This is a genomic window from Ewingella allii (assembly GCF_044430645.1).
Taxonomy (GTDB): domain Bacteria; phylum Pseudomonadota; class Gammaproteobacteria; order Enterobacterales; family Enterobacteriaceae; genus Ewingella; species Ewingella allii.
The window spans coordinates 256,562-279,176 of sequence record NZ_JAWUDN010000001.1 but is presented as its reverse complement, the minus strand read 5'-3'; the positions used below and the strand labels follow the sequence as shown (position 1 = coordinate 279,176).

Sequence of the window (22,615 nt, the reverse complement as noted above, 5' to 3'; positions counted from 1 at the left end):
ACCATGCTCCAGCGCCAACCCGCATGAGCTACCTGCGCCCTGCAATTGTGATGACGGTGCTGCTGACGCTGGCGACCGGGGTGGTCTACCCGTTCGTCACCACCGGGATCTCCACCGCGGTATTCAACTACCGCGCTGAAGGTTCGCTGATCCGTGACAATGGCGTGATTGTCGGTTCTGAGCTGATTGGCCAGAACTTCACTCGCGACAACTATTTCTGGGGGCGTCCGTCGGCGACGTCCGATACCCCCTATAATTCAATGGCGTCCGGCGGCAGCAACATGGCGGCGAGCAATCCGGCGCTGGACAAAGCCGTGGCGGATCGCGTGGCGGCACTGCGTAAAGCGAACCCACAAAGTTCGCCACAGGTTCCGGTGGATTTAGTCACCGCATCGGGCAGCGGCCTTGACCCACAAATTTCGGTGGAAGCCGCACAGTGGCAGGCCCAGCGCGTGGCAACGGCGCGTGGCTTAACGCTGGCGCAAGTCAATAAACTGATTGATGATAATACCTCGTCGCCGCTGGCGAGCTTTATCGGCCCAACCGTGGTCAACGTGCTTGAATTAAACCATGCGCTGGACAACCTGAAAGCGCAGTAAGGGTTCGAATAAAGATGTCCTCTAGATAAAGAGGATCAGTGATTAGGGCGCAACACGCTGCACCTTTCGAGATTCCCCCTCGGAAAATGCAACATGCTGCGCCCGTTCGGCTTTCTAAATTATGATGGGAAAACACATGGTGGAAGAATCACAACGCCCCGACCCCGATAGTCTTCTGGCGCTCGCTAATGAGAAGCCGCGCGGTCAATTAAAAGTCTTTTTCGGTGCCTGCGCGGGCGTTGGAAAAACCTTTGCCATGTTACAAGAGGCCCAGCGTTTACGCGCCACGGGCCTCGATGTTTTGGTCGGCGTGGTGGAAACCCACGGGCGTAAAGAGACTGAGGCCCTGCTGCCCGGCCTGAGCCTGCTGCCGCCGAAACGCATTCAGCACCGTGGTCGTCTGGTGCAGGAGTTTGATCTCGACGCCGCCCTCGCCCGCCACCCTGCCCTGATCCTGATGGATGAACTGGCGCACAGCAACGCCACCGGCTCCCGCCACCCGAAGCGCTGGCAAGATATTGATGAGCTTTTAGATGCCGGAATCGACGTGTTTACCACCGTCAACGTGCAGCATCTGGAGAGTTTGAACGACGTGGTCAGCGGCGTGACGGGGATTATTATTCGCGAAACCGTCCCTGACCGGCTATTTGATGACGCCACAGAAGTGGTGCTGGTGGACCTGCCGCCGGACTCGCTGCGCCAGCGTCTGAAAGAGGGCAAAGTCTATATTCCCGGTCAGGCCGAGCGCGCCATCGAGCACTTTTTCCGCAAAGGCAATCTGATTGCGCTGCGCGAATTAGCCCTGCGCCGCACCGCCGACCGGGTTGATGACCAGATGCGCGAATACCGCGATGATCAGGGCGTCCACCGCGTCTGGCACACTCGCGACGCCCTGCTGCTGTGCATCGGTCACGGCGGCGGCAATGAGAAATTAGTGCGCGTCGCCTCGCGGCTGGCGGCGCGGCTGGGGTGCATCTGGCACGCGGTGTATGTCGAAACCCCGCGCCTGCATCGTCTGCCAGAAGGCCAGCGGCGGGCGATTTTGCGCTCGCTAAAACTGGCGCAGGAGCTGGGGGCCGAAACTGCCACCCTCTCCGACCCGCAGGAAGAGAAAGCCATTCTGCGCTATGCCCGCGAGCACCGTCTGGGCAAAGTGCTGATGGGGCGGCGCAAAGAGCAGCGCTGGAAGCTTGGCGGCAGCTTCGCCGACCGCCTGGCGCGCATCGGGCCAGATTTAGATTTGATGATCATCGGGCTGGAAGATGCCCCGGCGATCCCGAGCCGCAAAGAGCACGACGCCCGCACCTTCGCCGAGAAATTCCGCCGCCAGCTTCAGGGCTGCGCCGTGGCCGTGGCGCTCTGTACGCTGATCACCCTATTCTCACAATGGCTGATCCCGGCCTTCGATCAGGCCAACCTGGTGATGGTTTACCTGCTCGGCGTGGTGATCGTCGCGCTATTTTATGGCCGCTGGCCGTCGGCGCTGGCCGCGGTGATTAACGTCGCCAGCTTCGACCTGTTCTTCGTCCAGCCCCGAGGCTCACTGGCGGTCACCGACGCCCAGTATCTGGTGACCTTCGCGGTGATGCTGATTGTCGGCATTCTGATCGGCAATCTCACCGCCGGGGTGCGCTATCAGGCGCGCATTGCCCGTCACCGCGAACAGCGCGCTCAGCATCTGTATGAAATGTCGAAAGGTTTAAGTCAGGCATTGACGCCAGACGCCATTGCCCAAACCAGCCGCCACTTTATCTCTTCCAGCCTGCACGCCAAAACCGCGGTTTTACTGCCGCAGGAAAATGGCGGTCTGGCTCCGGCGGCCAGCGATGAAGGCGCCAGCATCGTGGTGGATGACGCCATTGCGCGCTGGAGTTTTGACAAGCAGATGCCAGCCGGAGCAGGTACCGACACGCTGGCGGGCGTGCCTTACCAACTGCTGCCTCTGGTGGCCTCCGGCCAGTCGCGCGGCCTGCTGGCGGTTGAGCCGACCAACGCCCGACAGCTGATGGTGCCGGAGCAGCAGCGACTGCTGCAAACCTTCACCGTGCTGGTCGCCAACGCCCTCGAGCGTTTAGATTTAGCCGCCAGCGCCGAAAGCGCGCGGCTGGACGCCGAGCGCGAACAGCTGCGCAACTCGCTGCTCTCCGCCCTCTCCCACGACCTGCGCACGCCCCTCACCGTGCTGTTCGGTCAGGCAGAAATTCTGACCTTGGACTTAGCGTCCGAAGGCTCGAAACACGCGCCGCAGGCTAATCAGATTCGCCAACAAGTCCTCAGCACCACCCGGCTGGTGAACAATTTGCTAGATATGGCGCGCATTCAGTCCGGCGGCTTTAACCTGCGCAAAGAGTGGCAGTCGGTGGAAGAGATCATTGGCAGCGCGCTGCGCATGCTGGAAACCGTGCTTAGCAGCCACGAAATCAAAATCGAGCTGCCGGAAGAGCTATTGCTGGTGAACTGCGACGGCAGCCTGATTGAGCGGGTATTTATCAACCTGCTGGAGAATGCCCATAAATACGCCGGTTCTGGGGCGACCATCGGCATTCGCGCCACGCCGCAGCAGGAGTGGCTGGAGATGGAAGTGTGGGACAACGGGCCGGGAATTATGTCCGGCGGCGAGCGCGCCATCTTCGACAAATTCTCTCGCGGAAATAAAGAGTCAGCAATCCCCGGCGTAGGCTTGGGATTAGCGATTTGTCGTGCCATTATTGAAGTACACGACGGAGAAATCTGGGCGGAAAATGGCCCTAACGGCGGCGCGCGCTTCCGTTTCCGCTTACCTTTGGAATCACTGCCAGAAATGGACACTGACATAATTGAGGAAATGTGACTTCATCTCCCATTAATATTTTGATTGTTGAAGATGAGAAAGAGATCCGGCGCTTTGTTCGTACCGCGCTGGAGGGCGAAGGTTTGCGCGTTTTCGAGAGCGATACGCTGCAACGCGGGCTGATTGAGGCCGGTACGCGCAAGCCTGACCTGATTATTCTTGATCTCGGTTTACCGGATGGCGACGGGCTGGATTACATTCGCGATTTGCGCCACTGGAGCAGTATCCCGGTGATTGTGCTTTCAGCCAGAACCAGTGAAGAAGATAAAATTGCCGCGCTGGATGCCGGTGCCGATGACTTCCTGACTAAGCCGTTTGGCGTTGGCGAGCTGTTGGCGCGGGTGCGCGTGGCCCTGAGACGCCATGCCGGCAGCCATCAGGAAAGCCCGCTGGTAAGTTTCTCTGATATCAACGTGGATTTGGTCAATCGGCGCGTGCAGCGCAATGGCGAAGATTTACACCTGACGCCGATTGAGTTTCGCCTGCTGGCGGAGCTGCTGGCTAACAGTGGGAAAGTGATCACCCAGCGGCAATTATTGAGCCACGTCTGGGGGCCAAACTACGTCGAGCACAGCCACTATCTGCGAATTTATATGGGCCATTTGCGGCAGAAGCTGGAAGTCGATGCCACCCGTCCACGCCATCTGTTGACTGAAACGGGCGTCGGCTACCGATTCCTGCCCTAACCTGCTTTACTCTTCCCGCTCGCGCACTTTGCCGGTTTTCAGCAGCATCATGAAATCCTTAAAGGCGGTGCGCAGAGGGTCGAACAGCGGATGCTTGCGGTTCTCCATCATGGTTTCGGAGAATAACTTCAATCCCACGGCAAAAGCCGCCGTTTTCTCTTCGCCAAAGCCCAAATCTTCCCGCGCCTGCAAACGCTTCACAATGCCCAAAATCTCATCGTGGTTCTCAGCTTCGAACACCAGCGTTTCGGCTTCCAGAGGATCGCCGTGCTTGTCAGTTAATGGCTCTACGGTGATGCGATAACGGTAACCCGGCATTATTTTTTCTCCTCAGAATGAGCATTTTTAGAAGACGCAGCGGCCAGTTCGGCGTCGATGGCGGCGAATTCGGCTTCAATGCTTTCTACCGCTTTGACCAGCGTGGCATTAACGCGGGCCACCTGCTCGGCACTCAAATCGCCGCGCATCATATTGCCGCGCAGCACGCGTTTCAGACGGTGCATGGCGTCTGAGATACCTTCCGCCAAGTTGCCACCGCGCGGTCGCGTTGCGCCAGCCAGACGGGCGAAGATGATGTCGACCACTTCCTGATGCTGCGCCAGCTCGACTTTACCGGCTTCGGTAATTTGGTAGCTTTTGCGGCCATTGCCGGTGGCGACAGCTTCCAGAAAGTCTTGCTCTTCCAGCAGGGTCAGCGTCGGGTAAATCACCCCAGGGCTTGGCACATAGAGGCCAGACGAGGCTTCTTCAATCGCTTTAATCAGCTCATAGCCGTGGCTTGGCTTTTTCGCCACCAGCGCCAGCAGCACGCGGCGCAGGTCGCCGTGCTCAAACAGCCGCTGTACGCGCTCGCCGTGACGCCCTTCCCCACGACCGCCGCGACGGCCTTCGCCGCGCTCATCGCGATCGCCAAAATGATGACGCCCGCCGCGACGCATATCGCGATGACCGTGACGGTGATGCCCCTCTTCGCGGCATCCGTGGCCGCGATGGCGGCCTTCGAACAGTTTGCTAAACATAGATTCAATCCTTAAAAACAGGGTTATTTAGATATATCGAATTGTTTTCGATATATCTAAACTAGATCGAATTTCAGCCGTCAGCAAGTCGAAAATGCAATTTCGATATATCTTTTTTATGACAGGGGGAATTTCAGAAGGCGCAGAAAGCAAAAAAGCGCTGAAGATTCAGCGCTTTGTTTTTGGAGCAGAGGTCGGGATTACTTGGCGTCGGCGAGCACTTTGCTGACGATATCCACGGCTTCTTTTTCGATTTTTTCGCGGTGCTCGGCACCCAGGAAGCTTTCACAATAGATTTTGTAAGCTTCTTCAGTACCGGACGGACGCGCGGCGAACCAGCCATTTTTGGTCATCACTTTCAGACCGCCGATGGAAGCCCCGTTGCCCGGCGCGTTGGTCAGCCGGGCGGTGATTGGGTCACCGGCCAGCGTGTCGGCTTTCACCTGCTCAGGAGAAAGCTTGGACAGCGCGGCTTTCTGCGCGTGAGTGGCAGGTGCCTGAATACGGTTGTAACTTGGCGCACCAAAGCGAGCCGCCAGCGCATTGTAGTGCTCTTGCGGGTTCTTGCCGGTGACGGCGGTGATCTCAGCCGCCAGCAGGCACATGATGATGCCGTCTTTGTCGGTGGACCAAGGCGTACCGTCGAAACGCAAGAAGGACGCCCCGGCGCTCTCTTCGCCGCCGAAGCCGAAGCTGCCGTCAAACAGGCCGTCTACGAACCATTTGAAGCCCACTGGCACTTCCACCAGCTTGCGGCCCAGATCTTCGACCACGCGATCAATCATCGCGCTGGAGACCAGCGTTTTGCCGACGGCGACCTCTTTGCCCCACTGCGGACGGTGCTGGAACAGGTATTGAATCGCTACCGCCAGATAGTGGTTCGGGTTCATCAAACCGGCTGGGGTGACGATGCCGTGGCGGTCGTAATCCGGGTCATTGGCGAAGGCCAAATCGAACTTGTCGCGCAGCGCCAGCAGGCCCGCCATCGCGGATTCAGACGAGCAGTCCATGCGGATCACGCCGTCGTGGTCGAGATGCATAAAGCGGAAAGTCTGATCGACCGAGTCGTTCACCAGCGTCAAATCTAATTCGTAATGCTTAGCAATACGCTTCCAGTATTCGATACCGGAACCGCCGAGTGGGTCAACGCCCAGCTTCAGGCCCGCTTTTTGAATCGCCTTCATGTCGACGATTTCGCCAAGGCTTTCCACATAAGGCTGAACCAAGTCTACGGCTTGCAGATGGCCGCTTTTCCATGCCGCGTCGAGAGACTGACGCTGAACGCCGGCCAGCTTGACCGCCAGCAGCGCATTGGCACGTTTTTCGATCACTGACGTCAGGTCAGTATCAGCCGGGCCGCCATTGGTTGGGTTGTACTTGATGCCACCGTCTTCTGGCGGGTTGTGCGATGGGGTGATGACGATGCCATCAGCCAAAATGCCGCCTTTGCGATTGTGGGTCAGGATAGCGTGAGAAACCGCAGGCGTCGGCGTGTAGCCATTATCTTCCTGCACAATCACGTCAACGCCGTTGGCCGTCAGCACTTCCAGCACGGAAATAAAGGCCGGTTCGGACAGCGCATGGGTATCTTTGCCCACGTAGCAAGGACCGGTAGTGCCCTGCTCTTTGCGCACTTCAGCAATTGCCTGAGCAATCGCCAGAATGTGGTTTTCGTTGAAGCTATGACGCAACGCGCTACCGCGATGGCCGGAAGTCCCAAACTTCACCGCGTGGGCAGTGTTCGCCGGGTCCGGTTGCAGAACGTAATATTGTGACGTCAACTGCGCCACATTGATTAAATCGCTTTGCTGAGCAGGTTGTCCTGCACGAGGGTTATTAGCCACGTGTGCATCTCCCTTACGCTGAAATTAGAGGGTACCGCAGACTTTGTCGGTCAGTTCTTGTGGGAACTGCATCAACTGCATGATGTGTTCAATCATGCTGCGTTTGCGATCTGTGTTGGTATTCGTGATAACCCAATACGGCGTTCCAGGAACGTGTTTAGGCTTAGTATGGTTACCGTTTTGCAGCAATGTCTGCTGGTCGCCGGCGAAATAGGTGCGCGTACGGCCGTGCAGAGAGTCCGTCGCCGCAGCAAATTCTTTAGGATTCAGACAGTACAATGTAGTCAGGATCAGCATGAAACGGTTCACTGCCTTGGTCTGTTCTGCATAGTCATCAGAAAGCAGCAGTTCGCGCACGGCACGGACTTTATCACGCGCGGTGTTAGCAGCAACGACAGGCGTTTTCTCTGCGGCAGTGGCGGCAGCAACCTGCGCGCCCGCATTGGCAGGAGGGGTTTTCGCTTCCTGCCCGGCAGAAAACTTCAGCATACGGCGCAAAATATCCGACGCACTTTCACCGATATGCTGCGTATGGCTGGCAATATAACGGTAGAGTTCTTCGTCAACCTCAATAGTTTTCATCTTTTTCCAGTACTGTTTTTTCTACTTAATTCGTTCGAAAAGGATTATACAAACTTCTGCGCGTTAACGAACAGGCCGCAACACAAAAAGCAGATTTATCCCGCTTTCTGCTCACGCCTGCTGCAAACTGCTTCGCAGCGCGAAATCCCAATCAGGTATCTGGCTAAAACTTTCCGGTTTAAAAATTTTCAGCAACTCATGATAACCTAATGAGATTGTTTATCTGCATGAACTTCACCATGAAATTACATTATCGTCTGCAAGAATCTGCCCAGCCCGAGAATCAAACCCTGCCCGTTTTGCTGATCCACGGCCTGTTCGGCACGCTGGATAATCTCGGGGTATTGGCGCGCGACTTGAAACAGCAGCATCAGGTGCTGCAGGTAGACATGCGTAACCATGGCCAGTCGGGGCGTTCGGATGACATGTCTTATGCCGCCATGGCGCAGGACTTATTGGATACCATGGATGACGTCGGCTTCGAAAAAGCCTTAGTGATTGGCCACTCGATGGGTGGCAAAGCCGCCATGGCGATGACCGCGCTGGCCCCCGAGCGGATAGAAAAACTGGTGGCGATTGATATCGCGCCGGTGGATTATGACACTCGCCGCCACGACGAAATTTTTGCCGCGGTTAACGCCGTGAGCGACACCAAGGCTGGCGACCGCCAGTCCGCCGCCGAGTGCATGCGTCAATATATAGATGAAGAAGGCGTGATTCAGTTCTTGCTGAAATCCTTCCAGCAGGGCGAGTGGCGTTTCAACGTGCCTGTGCTGATGGCCGAGTACGCGAAAATCATCGGCTGGGAAAACATTCCCGCGTGGAACCACCCTGCGCTCTTTATTCGCGGCGGCCTGTCGCCTTATGTGCAAGATAAGTACCGCGACGCCATTGCCAGCCAATTCCCTCAGGCGCGCGCCCACGTGGTCGCAGGAACCGGCCATTGGGTTCATGCAGAAAAACCTGACGCGGTGCTTCGTGCTGTACACCGTTTCATCGATGAGGCTTGATGTTTAATAAGCTGGGGATAAATTGTGCAAAAAGCCTGCATAACTTAATCATTTAGCTATAAATTTGGGCTTTTAACCGTTGTGAATCGCGGCGCGGCTAGGGTATGATTGCGCGCTAAAATTTTGCCGCCCCAAACTGGGTATAAGTTGTGCGGGGCGTCTCGAAGTTGGGTTGGGTGATTAGCCCGAAATATGTAAGGCAATCGTCAGAAACGGCGTGCCGTTTTCCGATGTAACTTTCCTGGTTTTACCGCTACCTATGGCAAAAGAACAACTGGATCGCACGACGCTTGATCTGTTCGCAGATGATCGCCGTCCGGGGCGTCCGAAAACAAATCCGCTTTCACGAGATGAGCAGCTTAGGATTAATAAGCGCAATCAACTTCGTCGCGATAAAGCGAGCGGTTTGCGACGCGTCGAGCTAAAAATTAATGCAGAAGCTGTTGATACGCTCAACAAGCTTGCCGAAGAACGCAATATCAGTCGTAGTGAGTTGATTGAAGAGATGCTATTGGCGCATCTGAATCATCACGAAAGCTGAACCTCAGCGGGCAGCCAGTTCTGGCTACCCGCTCATTTTAGGTTGCTTACAACCCGCTAGCCTTAGTTAAAACTTTTCCCAATTATCACTGCTTTTGGCGGCAGATGCCCCCAAGTCCGGGCGCAGTAAAGGTGCGCGCTGAGATGCAACCTGATGCTGTCCCACGCGCGTCACGCTGTCGCGCAGTTTGAAGGTCGCCACGGCGTTGTTCAGCAATGCCGCCTGCTCTTCCAGAGACACCGCGGCCTGCGACGCCTCTTCCACCAGCGCGGCGTTTTGCTGCGTCACGCTATCCATCTGCGTCACCGCCACGGCCACCTGGCTAATCCCTTTGCTCTGCTCATCCGACGCCGAGGCAATTTCCGCCATAATGTCGGTAACGTGGGTTATCGAGCGCACCACGTCATCCATGGTGTTACCCGCCTGCTCAACCAATTTCGAACCATTATCCACGCGGGAGACGGACTCGCTGATCAGCTGTTCAATCTCCTTCGCCGCCTGCGCGCTGCGCTGGGCTAGATTACGCACTTCGCTGGCAACCACGGCAAAACCGCGCCCCTGCTCGCCCGCGCGCGCTGCCTCAACCGCCGCATTCAGCGCCAAAATATTGGTCTGGAAAGCAATGCTGTTGATCACCGCCGTTATCTCAGCAATCTTTTTCGAGCTGCCGGAGATGTCCTTCATGGTGCTAACCACATCAGCGACAATGTTGCCGCCCTTGCGCGCCGTGGCAGAGGCTTCCACCACCAGCTGGCTGGCGTGATGAGCATTGTCGGCGTTGTGTTTCACCGTCGCGGTCAGCTGTTCCATGCTGGCGGCCGTCTCTTCCAGCGCCGAGGCCTGCTGCTCGGTGCGCGAGGAGAGGTCATTGTTACCGGCAGAAATTTCAGAAGCGCCCTGATAGATGCTATTGGTGCAGTTGCGAATGGTTTGCACGGTGTTGATCAGGCTGTTTTGCATCACGTTGAGCAATGGAATCAGCTTCCCGGCGCAGTTTTTACCAAACTCCTCCAGATTGTGGGTCAAGTCGCCGCGCGCAATCACCGCAAACTGGTCACGGATTTTATTCAGCGGTTTAACTAATCCCCACACCAGATAGCGATCGGTGATAAACAGAATCACCATGCCCAGCGCGAAAGCCACCAGAAGAATGATTTTGCTCATTTGCGTCAAATAGGCTGATTGCGCTTCCGTGCGCTTTAATGCTTCAGCAATCAATGCATTGGCTTTCTCAACCGAGGCGCCAAACTTGACGCTGTACGGCACAACGTTGACGGTAGAAATCTGCTTATAAGCCTCGGCGTTCTTGCTGCTCGCGGCGTTGAACAGCGGCGTAGCGCCCTGCTCCGCCAGATTAGTCCAGTCAGTAATAAGCTGCTGCACCACGGCGTCATCCAGTCCCGGATGCGGGGATTTTTTAAACGCAGCCAGTGCGTCAGTCATATTGGTCAGCGCCAGTTTCGCGCCATCGAATAACTCCGGTTTCTGGTTAGGGTCGTTTTGTAACGCTGACATCGCACGAGTCAAACGCGTTTGGGTTCTAAAATATTGATCGCTTCCTTTATGAATCAAGGTGAGATCGTTGACTAATGCCACGTTAATCTCGGCATTTCTGGTCAGAGAGTTGAGTGAAGTTACGGTATAGATAGCCACGCCCGCCCACATGACGCTAAATGTACCGAGAATGACTAGTATTGCGGTCCTGATGGTAATATTTTTCAAAAATTGCACGATGTGCCTCTCGTGAAACAGCTCTGTTTCTTTTTATGTGTATTAACGGGGATGCGGAGAATCAAAACAGGTCGCCGGAAGGCATAGGCCGCGGGACATGTTGAACACCTCTCCGGGCATCGATTGCTTGTACTGACGAGTTTCCTCTCGCTTCATCTATCGGCGCTGGATGGGTAAAATTTAGGAGCAACGTGAAATTCTTTCAGTTTTGCTTAGGGAGTGCGCACTTTGTATGAGCCGAATAACCATACAAAACACACAAAGGCGATAACGCTCGCCGGCAATGCTCGATAAACTTGTTAGTTAACTGCAAGCTGCGTAGAGGCATGTTCTCTGCGTGATGAGTTTGTTATTATTTGCGGCATTATTGCCTAGGGTATATTTCCGCTATCCTCACTCCGCCAATCAAATGGCCGAGGCAACGGATAGTTAGGATCAGGCTTTTCATTGAGAACAAGAGGTTAGAAATCTTATGGCCGTAGTAGGAATCTTCTTTGGATCCGATACAGGTAACACCGAAAACATCGCAAAAATGATCCAAAAGCAGTTGGGTAAAGATGTTGCCGAGGTACATGACATTGCGAAAAGCAGCAAAGAGGATTTGGAAAAATTCGATATTTTGCTGATCGGCATTCCAACCTGGTATTACGGCGAAGCACAGTGTGACTGGGACGACTTTTTCCCATCGCTGGAAGAGATAGATTTCGAAGGTAAGCTGGTTGCCCTGTTTGGCTGTGGCGATCAGGAAGATTATGCCGAATACTTCTGTGATGCGATGGGCACCGTGCGTGACATCATCGAGCCACGCGGCGCGGTTATCGTAGGACACTGGCCAACAGCCGGTTATCACTACGAAGCCTCTAAAGGTATGGCGGATGACACTCACTTCATCGGCCTGGCGATTGACGAAGACCGTCAACCAGAACTGACCAATGAGCGCGTGGATGCATGGGTGAAACAGATCACCGAAGAATTAAGTTTAGCTGAAATCATTGGCTGATCATGAGCTGATAGCAAGAAAGGCCCTGAGTCGTTGATTACACGTCGAAAGGGCCAATCTATTACTGAAATTAACAATTTAACCGCTACAAAATTGTAACTTTCAGCGGTATCAAGGTACACTTAGATCTTGGTTTATTCTATTGATCAAGCCGTTGCGATCTGATCGCGACAGTCGTGAAAAGTGTGATCTTCGTTAACAGATCCCCCTATTCACCATGAACTGATACCACAGGCTTCATGCCTCAACGTGACAAGCATAGTAACAGGACTGAATCCGCATGACTGACAATAATACCGCACTGAAGAAAGCTGGCTTAAAAGTCACGCTTCCGCGACTTAAGATCCTGGAAGTGCTGCAAGCGCCGGAAGGTCATCACGTCAGCGCGGAAGATTTGTACAAACAATTAATTGATATGGGTGAAGAGATTGGTCTGGCGACGGTTTACCGCGTTCTGAACCAATTTGATGACGCAGGTATCGTTACCCGTCATAACTTCGAAGGCGGCAAATCTGTTTTCGAACTGACCCAACAGCATCACCACGACCACCTGATTTGCCTTGATTGCGGCCGCGTTATTGAATTCCGCGATGAGTCAATCGAAGCACGTCAGCGTGAGATTGCGAAGAAACATGGCATTAAACTGACTAACCACAGCCTCTATCTGTACGGCCACTGCGAACTGGGTGACTGCCGTGAAGATGACAGCCTGCATAACGATAAACCAGCACTGTAATTGCAGTTCTGTAGTCATGCGTTATGTTCTGCCTGAGATGGAGCAGAACTAAAATTAGCCGCTGAAAAGCGGTTTTTTTTATGCCTAATTTCCTCCCCGCTCGATTCAGACATTAAAAAACCCCGATCTCTGCATCCGAAATCGGGGTTCTTCATTGTGGCTGGCGGCAAGGCTGACTGCCCTGCCGCTTGCGCCCGTCAACTCACCTTACTTCATGGCGCTCGGCGAGTTGTTGGCTTTGATCTCCTGCCAGATTTTACCGCAATCCTCGGCATAGCTTTGACCATCGCCGGTTTTACGCGCCGTCAGGCATTTCTGGTAGTCGATAACCCGCACGGTTTCTTTCTTCGCAAACGCCTCATGGGCTTTCTCTTTCTGCAGCGATTCCAGAATGGTCTGGCAGGTCGCTAGCTTATCGGCTTCGCCATTCGAGGTATTGATACAGTTGGTGTAAGAGTGACGAAGCTGGTCGGCCTTACTGGCACTCGGGTCAGAACAAGCGCCTAGCAAAGCGACAGAAGCCACCACCAACAACATATTTTTAATCGATTTCATTTTCATTATTTTTTACCCAGAGTCCGATATTAGAAAATGGTGAATGGCGCAATAACAATGAACTTCACGTCTTTCTCATCCTGGAAGATGTTGCCGTAGCCACCGCCCCAGCTTGGGATGTCGGAATGGTTGTCATACTGGGTATAGTGAAGCTTGAACAAGGTGCCTTTGGCACGGCCGCCCTGCACGGTGTACAGCGCATCGAGGCTCCACGCACTCTCTTTCAAGCGCTGGCTCTGGTCGTAAATCGGGTTGGAGCTTGGTTTTGCATCCCACGCATAAACGTAAGAACCGCCCACCGCGAAGCCCGGAAGATCCCATTTCGCCAAGTCATACAGCACGCCCGCGTACAATGCTTTTTCGCCGTTGGCGTTGAAGTCGGAACGGTTGTCCCACCACACGTCAAGACGGCCGTTAGAAGAAGAATAGGTAGGGGTCATGCGTTGCAGGAAATAACCTTGGTTACCATCGGCCTTAACCATGGTGCCTTCCAGACGCCAGTTAAATTGCCCGGTGGTGTAGCCGAAGGTCAGCGCCTGCAACCAAGCCATGCCGTCGTACAGACTGTTTGGATCGCTGCTGTCACCAATTTTGTCTTTCGAGCCGTAGAACTGATAGCTGGTGGTCAGTGGGTTACCCGCCAGCTCAAGTTTATAAGAGGCCTTTCCAAAGTATTGGTCAACGTAGTTCTCGGCTTGGCCAAAAGCCGCTTCCAGCACGAAGTCATTTTTGAAGTCGTATTTCGCGCCCAGTGAGTGGATGTAGGAGACGCCGGTGGTCCGGTCAGCGCGGCGGAAATCATCCATCTCAAGGTGCCATGGGGATTTGTACTCATCGGCCCACATATAGGAGAAACTCAGCTCGCCCGGGTCACCAAAGTCGTGTTTGTAGCCCGCTTCGGCACCGCGATAAGTGCCCGGCATAAAGCTCCAGTGCGGCGCAATCAGCGTCTGGCCGGTGGGTTGGATATAGCCTGCATGACCCCAGAAGCCGCCATATTTAAATTTACCCGCTGCTTTATACAGGCTGACCCCGCCTTTATCGCCAGAGTAATCTTCGTCATAAGCATGGTTGCTGGAAGAAAACGCGATTTCGTTTGGGTGGCCGCTGTCACTGGCTTCGGCAAGCTCGACCGCGGTGAAGGCCGCGAGATCAATACCGAACATATCCCAAGCGTAACCTGATGAGAAATCGAGGTTTAAGTTAGCGGTAGAGTGAGAGAGGTTGGTGGAGTATTTATTATAGTCTGGGTTATTCACCGTCACTTTGCTGCCGTCAGGACGGGTTTCTTCTTTGGTTTTATTCAGATCTTTTCTGTCACGTTCACGCTGCCAGTAATAAATTCCGCCGGTCAGCGTTGAATCGTCAATAAAGCCTGCCGCTTGGGCTTCCGGCATACTCATCAAGCCGCCGCCTAACAAGGTTCCAGCGAGCGCCAGAGAAATCGGTTTCATTCTTGCTCTTGGGTTAAGGCCAGCCGCGACCCTGCCCCTGTTAAATTGACTCAACATGGGAAATCCTCTTTTTGACTTGAAAGTTAACGCAAACCCAAACGGGTAATAGGCCAGTCGCTAATAGCGAAACCAGCACTGTAAACAAGGTTTAGACTATTTTTCGCGGCGCGAATTATCAATCAGTAATTAAATACAAATATCAGAAACATGACAAAGTGCACATAAATATGTATTTATGTTACAAAAGGATGAAAAGATTGAATTTAATTGAATTATTAAAAATAAACCATATAAATCAATAAATTAAATAACAACAAAACTCTGACAGTGTAATATTTCAGTGATAATTCATAAAAATGCATCAGCGATCACATATTTATCCGCAAGCATTAATTCGTGTTAAGAAATAAAATTTTGATAGTTTTTATGCTTAGCGATTTGGATAAATAAAATAAAGAAGGGAATGAATGTGACTGAGGGGAAATTTTGGACATAAAAAAACGCAGCCAAGGCTGCGTTTTTAACAGGGTTAATCACTCGCGCGATTAAACAGCCGGTTTGCTTTCCCACGTATCACGCAGGCCAACTGTACGGTTGAACACTAAATGTTCTGCACTGGAGTAGCGGCTGTCGGCACAAAAGTAACCTTCACGTTCAAACTGCAGGCTCACTTCTGGCTGCGCGGCACCGAGGCTTGGCTCGACAAAACCTTGCGCAATCACCAGTGACTCAGGGTTAATGGTGGTCAGGAAGTCTTCAGCCTGCGCCGGGTTTGGCACGTTGAACAGGCGGTCATACAGGCGGAACTCGGCCGGTTTACCTTCTGTTGCAGAAACCCAGTGAATGACGCCTTTCACTTTGCGGCCATCGGCAGGATCTTTGCTCAGTGTATCAACATCATAGCTACAGAAGATGGTGGTGATATTACCTTCTGTATCTTTCTCAATACGCTCAGCTTTGATCACGTAAGCATTGCGCAAGCGCACTTCTTTGCCCAACACCAGACGCTTGTACTGCTTGTTCGCTTCTTCGCGGAAATCAGCCTGATCGATGTAGATCTCGCGAGTAAACGGCACTTCGCGGCTGCCCATTTCTGGCTTGTTCGGATGGTTTGGCATAGTCACCAACTGCACATCTTCACCGGTGAAGTTTTCAATCACCACTTTAACCGGATTGATCACCGCCATCGCGCGCGGCGCGTTTTCATTCAGGTCATCACGGATACAGGATTCCAGCGCCATCATTTCAACGTTGTTATCTTGCTTGGTGACGCCGATGCGACGGCAGAATTCACGGATAGAAGCCGCAGTGTAGCCACGGCGACGCAGGCCTGACACCGTTGGCATGCGAGGGTCATCCCAGCCTTCTACAATCTTCTCAGACACCAGCAGCTGCAGCTTGCGCTTAGACATGATGGCGTATTCGAGATTCAGGCGAGAGAACTCATATTGACGCGGGTGACAAGGAATGGTGATGTTATCCAGCACCCAGTCGTACAGACGGCGGTTGTCCTGGAACTCCAGCGTACACAGCGAATGCGTGATCCCTTCCAGCGCATCGGAGATGCAGTGGGTGAAATCGTACATCGGGTAGATGCACCATTTGTCAGCAGTCTGGTGATGATGCGCGAACTTGATACGATAAATCACCGGGTCACGCATCACGATAAATGGCGAAGCCATATCGATTTTGGCACGCAGACACGCCTTACCTTCAGCGAACTCACCGTTGCGCATTTTCGCGAACAGCGCGAGGTTCTCTTCCGGCGTACGATCGCGGTATGGGCTGTTTTTACCTGGCGCAGTCAGGGTTCCACGGTATTCGCGGATCTGCTCTGGAGAAAGTTCGTCAACGTAGGCCAAGCCTTTATTGATAAGCTCTACAGCGTAGTTGTGCAGTTGGTCGAAGTAGTTAGAAGAGTATTGAATCTCCCCGCTCCACTCGAAGCCCAGCCACTTAACGTCGTGCTTAATGGACTCAACGAACTCGATATCTTCTTTCGCTGGGTTGGTATCGTCAAAGCGCAGGTTGCATTGGCCCTGGTAATCTTGAGCAATACCGAAGTTCAGGCAAATTGATTTGGCATGACCGATATGCAAATAGCCATTAGGCTCAGGCGGGAAACGGGTGTGAACCGTGTTGTGTTTCCCGGACGCCAGATCTTCATCAATAATCTGACGGATAAAATTTGTTGGGCGGGCTTCAGCCTCACTCATTGTGCAATTCCTCTACGCGACATTGGCTCGAATGACTAACCGCATATGTTCCAACAAGCCACGTCGGGAAACAACCGTTAGTTACATAAAATAGAGGTTATCTGGGTTTGAAACAAAAAAACGGGAAGAGATTGCTCTCTTCCCGTCTTATTTACTGCATCACTGCGAGTTCAGTGGGGGATTACTTGGACTGAATCTCGAACAGTTTAGTTTGACCCGCAACGACTGAGCCGCTGGCTACTGCAACAACGCCTGAGTAATCGTCGATGTTGCTGACAACAACCGGGCTAATCATTGAGCGTGCGTTGGCGTTCAGGAATTCCAGATCCAGTTCAAGCACAGGCTGACCAGCAGTGACTGTCGCGCCCTCTTCAACCAGACGAGTAAATCCTTTGCCTTCGAGGGCCACGGTATCAATACCCATGTGCACCACGATCTCAGCGCCGGTATCCGTTTCTAAGCAGAATGCGTGGTTAGTGTTGAAGATTTTCACCACGGTACCACTCGCCGGAGAAACCACGGTTTTGTCGGTTGGGCGAATTGCCACACCGTCACCTACCGCTTTGCTGGCGAACGCTTCGTCAGGAACCTGTTCCAGCGCCACGATGTCACCCGTTACTGGAGAAACCAGCGTTTCTACGGTTTTCTTCGCAACATTAGGTACAGCCTGAGCCACGGGCGCTGCCGCAGCCGGAGCTACAGTGGCCGCTGACGCCGGGATTGGACCGCGAGCAATCTGTTTTTTCATCGCATCAGCCAGTGATTCGGCTTTAGCACCAACGATAACCTGAATACTTTGTTTGTTCAGTCGGACGATACCTGACGCGCCCAAGCGTTTACAGGCTGCATCATTCACCACACCGGCATCTTTAACAGTCAGACGCAGACGAGTGATACAAGCATCAATACCTTTGAAGTTGTCTGAACCGCCCAGTGCACCGATGTAGCTCAGCGCCAGCTGGTTCAAGCCTTCTTCAGTATTGCTATTAGCTTCTGGTTCCGTCACAGCTTCGCTTGGATCTTCGCGACCTGGGGTTTTCAGGTTGAACATACGAATGATCACGCTGAACAGCACGAAGTAGATGATGAAGAAGATAACGCCCATCACCAACAGCATCCAGACGTTCTTACTGGCCGCTGGCAGGTTGTACATCAACGCATAGTCGATGGCGCCCGCAGAGAAGGAGAAGCCAGCGTGGATACCCAGCGCAGTGGCGATGTACAGGCTGATACCGGTCAAAATCGCGTGGACTAAGTACAGCAGCGGAGCCAAGAACATGAACAGGAATTCCAGCGGCTCGGTAACACCGGTCAAGAATGCTGTTACTGCTACAGACACCAACATACCGCCAACTAATGCACGACGTTCTTTCGGCGCGGCGAAATACATGGCGAAGGCTGCACCTGGCAGGCCGAACATCATGATTGGGAAGAAGCCGGACATGAACATACCCGCAGTGGTATCGCCCGCGTAGAAGCGGTTGATGTCACCGTGGAACACGGTACCTGCTGCGTTGGTAAAGTCACCAATCTGGAACCATGCGATGGTGTTCAGAACCTGATGCAGACCCGTTGGGATCAGCAAACGGTTTACGAAACCGAAGATGCCCGCACCGAATGCGCCAGCGCCCACGATCCACTCACCGCCGGCGCGGATAGCATCCTGAACAGGAGGCCAAACGTAACCGAACAGAGCAGCAAGGATCAGACAGAAGAAGCCCGTTGCGATAGGAACGAAACGTTTCCCACCGAAGAAGCTCAGGAAGTCTGGAAGTTTGATATCAGACCAGCGGTTGTAAACCATACCGCCGACCAGGCCAGTGATGATACCCGCCAAGACACCCATGTTGACTGCTGGGTTAATGGTGATCATTGCTTTGGTCAAAATGAAATAGCCGATACCGCCTGCTAAAGCAGCCGCACCCGCGTTGTCTTTTGACCAGCTAGACGCCACACCAATGGCAAAGATAAGAGCGAGGTTATCGAAGATACCCCCACCAGCTTGCGCAATAAACGGCATATTGAGCAGATCTGGTTGTCCAAAGCGCAGCAAAAGTGCCGCGACTGGCAACACAGCGATTGGCAGCTGAAGCGCTCTGCCTAACCGTTGAAAGAATCCAAGAATATTCACATTTCCCCCTAATTCGCCCTGTGAGCGAATCACCTAAGTAGTTTAATAAGTATGGTTACTACCTTTAAAATCTCATTCAACCAACTGCACTGCGGAGTGTAAAAAAAATATTTCGTATCGCAAATTAAAACCTCGCTTTTTGTGATAATTATCACCAAAAAACACTATTAACAGGCCACAACCCTAGGCAATTTGCAAAACTTATTTTATCATTAAAAAAATCTAGACGGCATTGTGCCTCTCCCGCATGTCATAGTTGGGTTACGCTTACAATGACGGACTTTTAAACACAGCTTTCAAATCCAATTCAAGTATATTCAAGTTCTGAAAACTAAGAGGTGTGTAATGAGATTAATTCCTTTAAATGACACTACTGAAGTCGGTAAGTGGGCAGCTCGTCATATCGTCGAACGTATCAACGCTTTCAAACCTACCGCTGACCGTCCTTTCGTACTTGGCTTACCTACTGGTGGTACCCCTCTCGAAGCTTATAAACATCTTATCGCTATGCATAAAGCGGGCCAAGTAAGCTTTAAGAATGTGGTTACCTTCAATATGGATGAATATGTTGGCTTGCCGCAGGAACATCCAGAAAGCTATCACACATTCATGTACCGTAATTTCTTCGACCATGTTGATATTCCACGTGAAAACATCAACCTGCTTAACGGCAACGCACCCGATGTAAACGAAGAGTGCCGCCAGTACGAAGCAAAAATTAAGTCCTACGGCAAAATTAATCTGTTCATGGGCGGCGTCGGTAATGACGGTCACATCGCGTTCAACGAACCGGCTTCTTCTCTGGCTTCACGCACGCGTATCAAGACCCTGACTCACGATACTCGCATCGCCAACTCACGCTTCTTCAACAACGACGTATCTTTGGTGCCTAAATTCGCACTGACCGTTGGCGTGGGCACCCTGCTGGATGCCGAAGAAGTGATGATTCTGGTTACCGGCCATGCTAAAGCACAGGCGCTGGCTGCCGCGGTTGAAGGCAACATCAACCACATGTGGACCATCAGCTGCTTACAGCTTCACGCGAAATCCGTGGTAGTTTGTGACGAACCGTCCACCATGGAACTTAAAGTTAAAACTGTTAAATATTTCCGCGAGTTAGAAGCGGAAAATATGAAGAATCTTTGAATAAATAATTGATTCCCCACAATCATTCGAGTTGTGGCAAGGCGGCAACTGAAGTCACCCCAGGAGCTTACTGAAGTAAGTGACTGGGGTAGCTGAAGGCAGCCAACGCAGCCACGGCTTGAAGGATAAAGGGGAATAGGGGGTAGGATGTACGCACTGATAAATGGCCGCATTTATACTGGCCACGACGTTCTGGATAACCACGCGGTCGTCATTGCCGACGGCAAGATCGAACGTGTCTGTCTGGCAGCTGAACTGCCGGCGAATATGGAAACTCGCGATCTGGATGGCGCCAGCCTTGCCCCCGGATTTATCGATTTACAGCTGAACGGCTGTGGCGGCGTGCAATTTAACGATTCTCTGGAAGCGATTTCAGTTAAAACGTTAGAAATTATGCAGAAAGCCAACGAGAAGTCCGGCTGTACTAGCTATTTACCGACGCTGATCACCTGTAGCGATGACTACATGAAGCACGGGATCAACGTGATGCGCGACTACTTGAAAAAGTATCCGCATCAGGCTCTGGGCCTGCATCTTGAAGGGCCGTACCTCAGCCCGCTGAAGAAAGGCACCCATAATCCGGCGTTTATTCGCAAACCTGACAGCGCGATGATTGATTATCTGTGCGCCAATGCGAATGTCATCACTAAGGTGACGCTGGCACCAGAAATGGCCGAAGATAAGTATATTCGCCAACTGCGCGACGCGGGCATCATCGTTTCTGGCGGCCACTCCAACGCCACTTATGAAGAAGCGCGCAAAGGCTTTGCGGCGGGTATCACCTTCACCACTCACCTGTTCAACGCCATGCCAGCCATTACTGGCCGCCAGCCGGGCTTAGTCAGCGCGATTTTTGATACGCCAGAAGTCTATACCGGCATTATCGTTGACGGCCATCACGTCGCCTGGGCGAACGTGCGGAACGCGAAAAAACTCAAAGGTGACAAATTGGTTCTGGTGACTGACGCCACTGCGCCAGCCGGTGCCGACATTCAAGAGTTCATTTTCGCAGGTAAAACAATATACTATCGTGATGGACTCTGTGTTGATGAGAACGGTGTACTGAGTGGTTCAGCGCTAACCATGATCGAAGCTGTACAAAACAGCGTTGAGCATGTTGGTATAGCTCTGGACGAAGCACTGCGCATGGCAACTTTGTATGCCGCACGTGCGATTGGCGTGGATGCGCAACTGGGCAGTATTGAAGCCGGTAAAGTCGCCAACCTCACCGCCTTCACCCATGATTTCAAAATCACGAAAACTATCGTTAATGGTGACGAAGTTTAATTGAGCGGATAAAAGTATTGATGACGACTGACGGACAGGCACAAATCGGCAACGTTGATCTGGTAAAGCAGTTAAACGGCGCGGCGGTTTACCGCCTGATTGATCAGCAAGGGCCAATATCTCGCATTCAGATTGCAGATCACAGCCAGTTGGCTCCCGCCAGCGTCACCAAAATTACTCGCCAGCTGTTAGAGCGCGGGTTGATCAAAGAAGTGGATCAACAGGCTTCCACCGGGGGCCGCCGCGCTATTTCGATTATCACCGAAACCCGCCCTTTTCATACTATTGCCGTCCGCCTTGGACGCAACGATGCCACCATCACGCTGTACGATCTCAGCGCGAAATCTATCGCTGAACACCACTACGCCCTGCCGGAACGCACCCAAGAGACGCTCGAGAACGCGTTGATTAAAGCCATTAAGGAATTTATGGAGCTTAATCAACGTAAAATCCGCGAGCTGATTGCTATCTCCGTCATCCTGCCCGGCCTGGTCGACCCTAATAAAGGTATCGTGCGCTACATGCCGCACATCAGCGTGGGCAACTGGAAATTGGTCGATGCGCTGGAAGAAAAGTTCAAAGTCACCAGCTTTGTCGGCCACGATATTCGCAGTTTGGCTTTAGCGGAGCACTATTTTGGGGCAACCCGCGACTGTCAGGACTCCATTTTGGTTCGTTTACATCGCGGTACCGGTGCAGGGATCATCGTCAATGGGCAAATTTTCCTCGGCAGCAACGGCAACGTCGGCGAAATCGGCCATATCCAGATAGACCCGCTGGGCGAACGCTGCCACTGTGGCAACTTCGGCTGCTTAGAAACCGTCGCCGCCAACTCAGCCATTGAAAATCGGGTGCGTGCCCTGCTCACTCAAGGTTATCCGAGCAAATTAAGTCTCGAAGACTGTTCGATAAACGCGATTTGCAAAGCAGCGAATCGCAGCGACGGCCTGGCCTGTGAAGTGATCGAGCACGTCGGACGCCAGTTAGGCAAAGGCGTTGCCATCGCGATAAACCTGTTCAACCCACAGAAAGTGGTGATAGCCGGGGAAATTACCGAGGCAGAAAAAGTCCTATTACCAGCGATTCAAAGCTGCATTAACACGCAGGTTTTGAAGGATTTCCGCCGCAACCTGCCGGTGGTGAAATCAGAGTTAAACCATCAGTCTGCTATCGGCGCCTTCGCGCTGGTCAAGCGGGCTATGCTCAATGGCGTGCTGTTGCAGCGTCTGATGGAAAATTAAGCCGTGC

General features: G+C 52.9%; 19 protein-coding genes. 10 read left to right on the top strand and 9 right to left on the bottom strand.

Translation table 11 applies throughout. The annotated features are described in order from the left end of the window. The first annotated feature begins 23 nt into the window (after positions 1 to 23). The 3 genes from kdpC to kdpE all read left to right on the top strand — a co-directional run bounded on the left by kdpC (position 24) and on the right by kdpE (position 4,115). Positions 24 to 599 carry a potassium-transporting ATPase subunit KdpC gene (gene kdpC / locus SBO83_RS01315; RefSeq protein WP_396130914.1) on the top strand — a complete coding sequence of 192 codons (576 nt, stop codon included), beginning with the start codon at positions 24 to 26 and terminating at the stop codon, positions 597 to 599. Between the two features lie 136 nt (positions 600 to 735). Beyond that, positions 736 to 3,429 (top strand): two-component system sensor histidine kinase KdpD, encoded by a 2,694-nt coding sequence (gene kdpD, locus SBO83_RS01310; RefSeq protein ID WP_353501354.1) that lies wholly within the window; start codon positions 736 to 738, stop codon positions 3,427 to 3,429. Then, entirely contained in the window at positions 3,426 to 4,115 is a 690-nt protein-coding gene (gene kdpE, locus SBO83_RS01305; RefSeq protein WP_396130213.1) for a two-component system response regulator KdpE, read from the top strand. The genes kdpD and kdpE overlap by 4 nt, the downstream gene beginning before the upstream one ends. Positions 4,116 to 4,121: 6 nt before the next feature. Here kdpE and SBO83_RS01300 read toward each other — a convergent pair whose 3' ends face one another. The 4 genes from SBO83_RS01300 to seqA all read right to left on the bottom strand — a co-directional run bounded on the left by SBO83_RS01300 (position 4,122) and on the right by seqA (position 7,560). Continuing rightward, positions 4,122 to 4,433: a DUF3861 domain-containing protein gene (locus tag SBO83_RS01300; protein WP_396130212.1), complete on the bottom strand. Its 312-nt coding sequence runs from the start codon at positions 4,431 to 4,433 to the stop codon at positions 4,122 to 4,124. Continuing rightward, entirely contained in the window at positions 4,433 to 5,134 is a 702-nt protein-coding gene (locus tag SBO83_RS01295) for a helix-turn-helix transcriptional regulator (RefSeq protein WP_396130211.1), read from the bottom strand. Before SBO83_RS01295 ends, SBO83_RS01300 begins: the two co-directional genes overlap by 1 nt. Positions 5,135 to 5,334: 200 nt before the next feature. Beyond that, positions 5,335 to 6,978 carry a phosphoglucomutase (alpha-D-glucose-1,6-bisphosphate-dependent) gene (gene pgm, locus SBO83_RS01290; RefSeq protein WP_396130210.1) on the bottom strand — a complete coding sequence of 548 codons (1,644 nt, stop codon included), beginning with the start codon at positions 6,976 to 6,978 and terminating at the stop codon, positions 5,335 to 5,337. Between the two features lie 24 nt (positions 6,979 to 7,002). Further along, positions 7,003 to 7,560, bottom strand: a complete 558-nt coding sequence (gene seqA, locus SBO83_RS01285; RefSeq protein ID WP_353501350.1) for a replication initiation negative regulator SeqA — start codon at positions 7,558 to 7,560, stop codon at positions 7,003 to 7,005. Positions 7,561 to 7,787: 227 nt separating this feature from the next. On the opposite strand from seqA, the gene ybfF reads away from it, so the two are divergent. Both ybfF and ybfE read left to right on the top strand, forming a co-directional pair. Next, positions 7,788 to 8,570: an esterase gene (gene ybfF, locus SBO83_RS01280; RefSeq protein ID WP_396130913.1), complete on the top strand. Its 783-nt coding sequence runs from the start codon at positions 7,788 to 7,790 to the stop codon at positions 8,568 to 8,570. A 259-nt stretch (positions 8,571 to 8,829) separates the two neighbouring features. After that, on the top strand, positions 8,830 to 9,111 hold the full coding sequence (gene ybfE, locus SBO83_RS01275) for a LexA regulated protein (protein ID WP_034788646.1): 282 nt from the start codon (positions 8,830 to 8,832) through the stop codon (positions 9,109 to 9,111). 66 nt (positions 9,112 to 9,177) lie between these two features. On the opposite strand, the gene SBO83_RS01270 is transcribed toward ybfE, so the two are convergent. Continuing rightward, entirely contained in the window at positions 9,178 to 10,842 is a 1,665-nt protein-coding gene (locus SBO83_RS01270) for a methyl-accepting chemotaxis protein (RefSeq protein WP_396130208.1), read from the bottom strand. Positions 10,843 to 11,314: 472 nt separating this feature from the next. Here SBO83_RS01270 and fldA point away from each other — a divergent pair, with 472 nt between their 5' ends. Further along, positions 11,315 to 11,842, top strand: coding sequence for a flavodoxin FldA (gene fldA / locus SBO83_RS01265; protein WP_034788400.1), 528 nt, complete (start codon positions 11,315 to 11,317; stop codon positions 11,840 to 11,842). 280 nt (positions 11,843 to 12,122) lie between these two features. Continuing rightward, positions 12,123 to 12,578 (top strand): ferric iron uptake transcriptional regulator, encoded by a 456-nt coding sequence (fur, locus tag SBO83_RS01260; RefSeq protein WP_034788397.1) that lies wholly within the window; start codon positions 12,123 to 12,125, stop codon positions 12,576 to 12,578. Between the two features lie 207 nt (positions 12,579 to 12,785). On the opposite strand, the gene chiQ is transcribed toward fur, so the two are convergent. From chiQ to nagE, 4 genes are all read right to left on the bottom strand, one after another. Further along, positions 12,786 to 13,124, bottom strand: coding sequence for a ChiQ/YbfN family lipoprotein (gene chiQ, locus SBO83_RS01255; protein ID WP_449536231.1), 339 nt, complete (start codon positions 13,122 to 13,124; stop codon positions 12,786 to 12,788). A gap of 38 nt (positions 13,125 to 13,162) precedes the next feature. Next, positions 13,163 to 14,587: a chitoporin ChiP gene (gene chiP, locus SBO83_RS01250; RefSeq protein ID WP_396130205.1), complete on the bottom strand. Its 1,425-nt coding sequence runs from the start codon at positions 14,585 to 14,587 to the stop codon at positions 13,163 to 13,165. 545 nt (positions 14,588 to 15,132) lie between these two features. Beyond that, positions 15,133 to 16,803, bottom strand: coding sequence for a glutamine--tRNA ligase (glnS, locus tag SBO83_RS01245; protein ID WP_396130204.1), 1,671 nt, complete (start codon positions 16,801 to 16,803; stop codon positions 15,133 to 15,135). A gap of 181 nt (positions 16,804 to 16,984) precedes the next feature. Beyond that, positions 16,985 to 18,934 (bottom strand): PTS N-acetyl glucosamine transporter subunit IIABC, encoded by a 1,950-nt coding sequence (gene nagE, locus SBO83_RS01240; protein WP_396130203.1) that lies wholly within the window; start codon positions 18,932 to 18,934, stop codon positions 16,985 to 16,987. Between the two features lie 345 nt (positions 18,935 to 19,279). On the opposite strand from nagE, the gene nagB reads away from it, so the two are divergent. The 3 genes from nagB to nagC all read left to right on the top strand — a co-directional run bounded on the left by nagB (position 19,280) and on the right by nagC (position 22,608). After that, on the top strand, positions 19,280 to 20,080 hold the full coding sequence (nagB, locus tag SBO83_RS01235; protein WP_396130202.1) for a glucosamine-6-phosphate deaminase: 801 nt from the start codon (positions 19,280 to 19,282) through the stop codon (positions 20,078 to 20,080). A 147-nt stretch (positions 20,081 to 20,227) separates the two neighbouring features. Continuing rightward, positions 20,228 to 21,367: an N-acetylglucosamine-6-phosphate deacetylase gene (nagA, locus tag SBO83_RS01230; protein ID WP_396130201.1), complete on the top strand. Its 1,140-nt coding sequence runs from the start codon at positions 20,228 to 20,230 to the stop codon at positions 21,365 to 21,367. 20 nt (positions 21,368 to 21,387) lie between these two features. Continuing rightward, positions 21,388 to 22,608, top strand: a complete 1,221-nt coding sequence (gene nagC / locus SBO83_RS01225; protein ID WP_396130200.1) for a DNA-binding transcriptional regulator NagC — start codon at positions 21,388 to 21,390, stop codon at positions 22,606 to 22,608. The last annotated feature ends 7 nt before the right edge of the window (positions 22,609 to 22,615 follow it).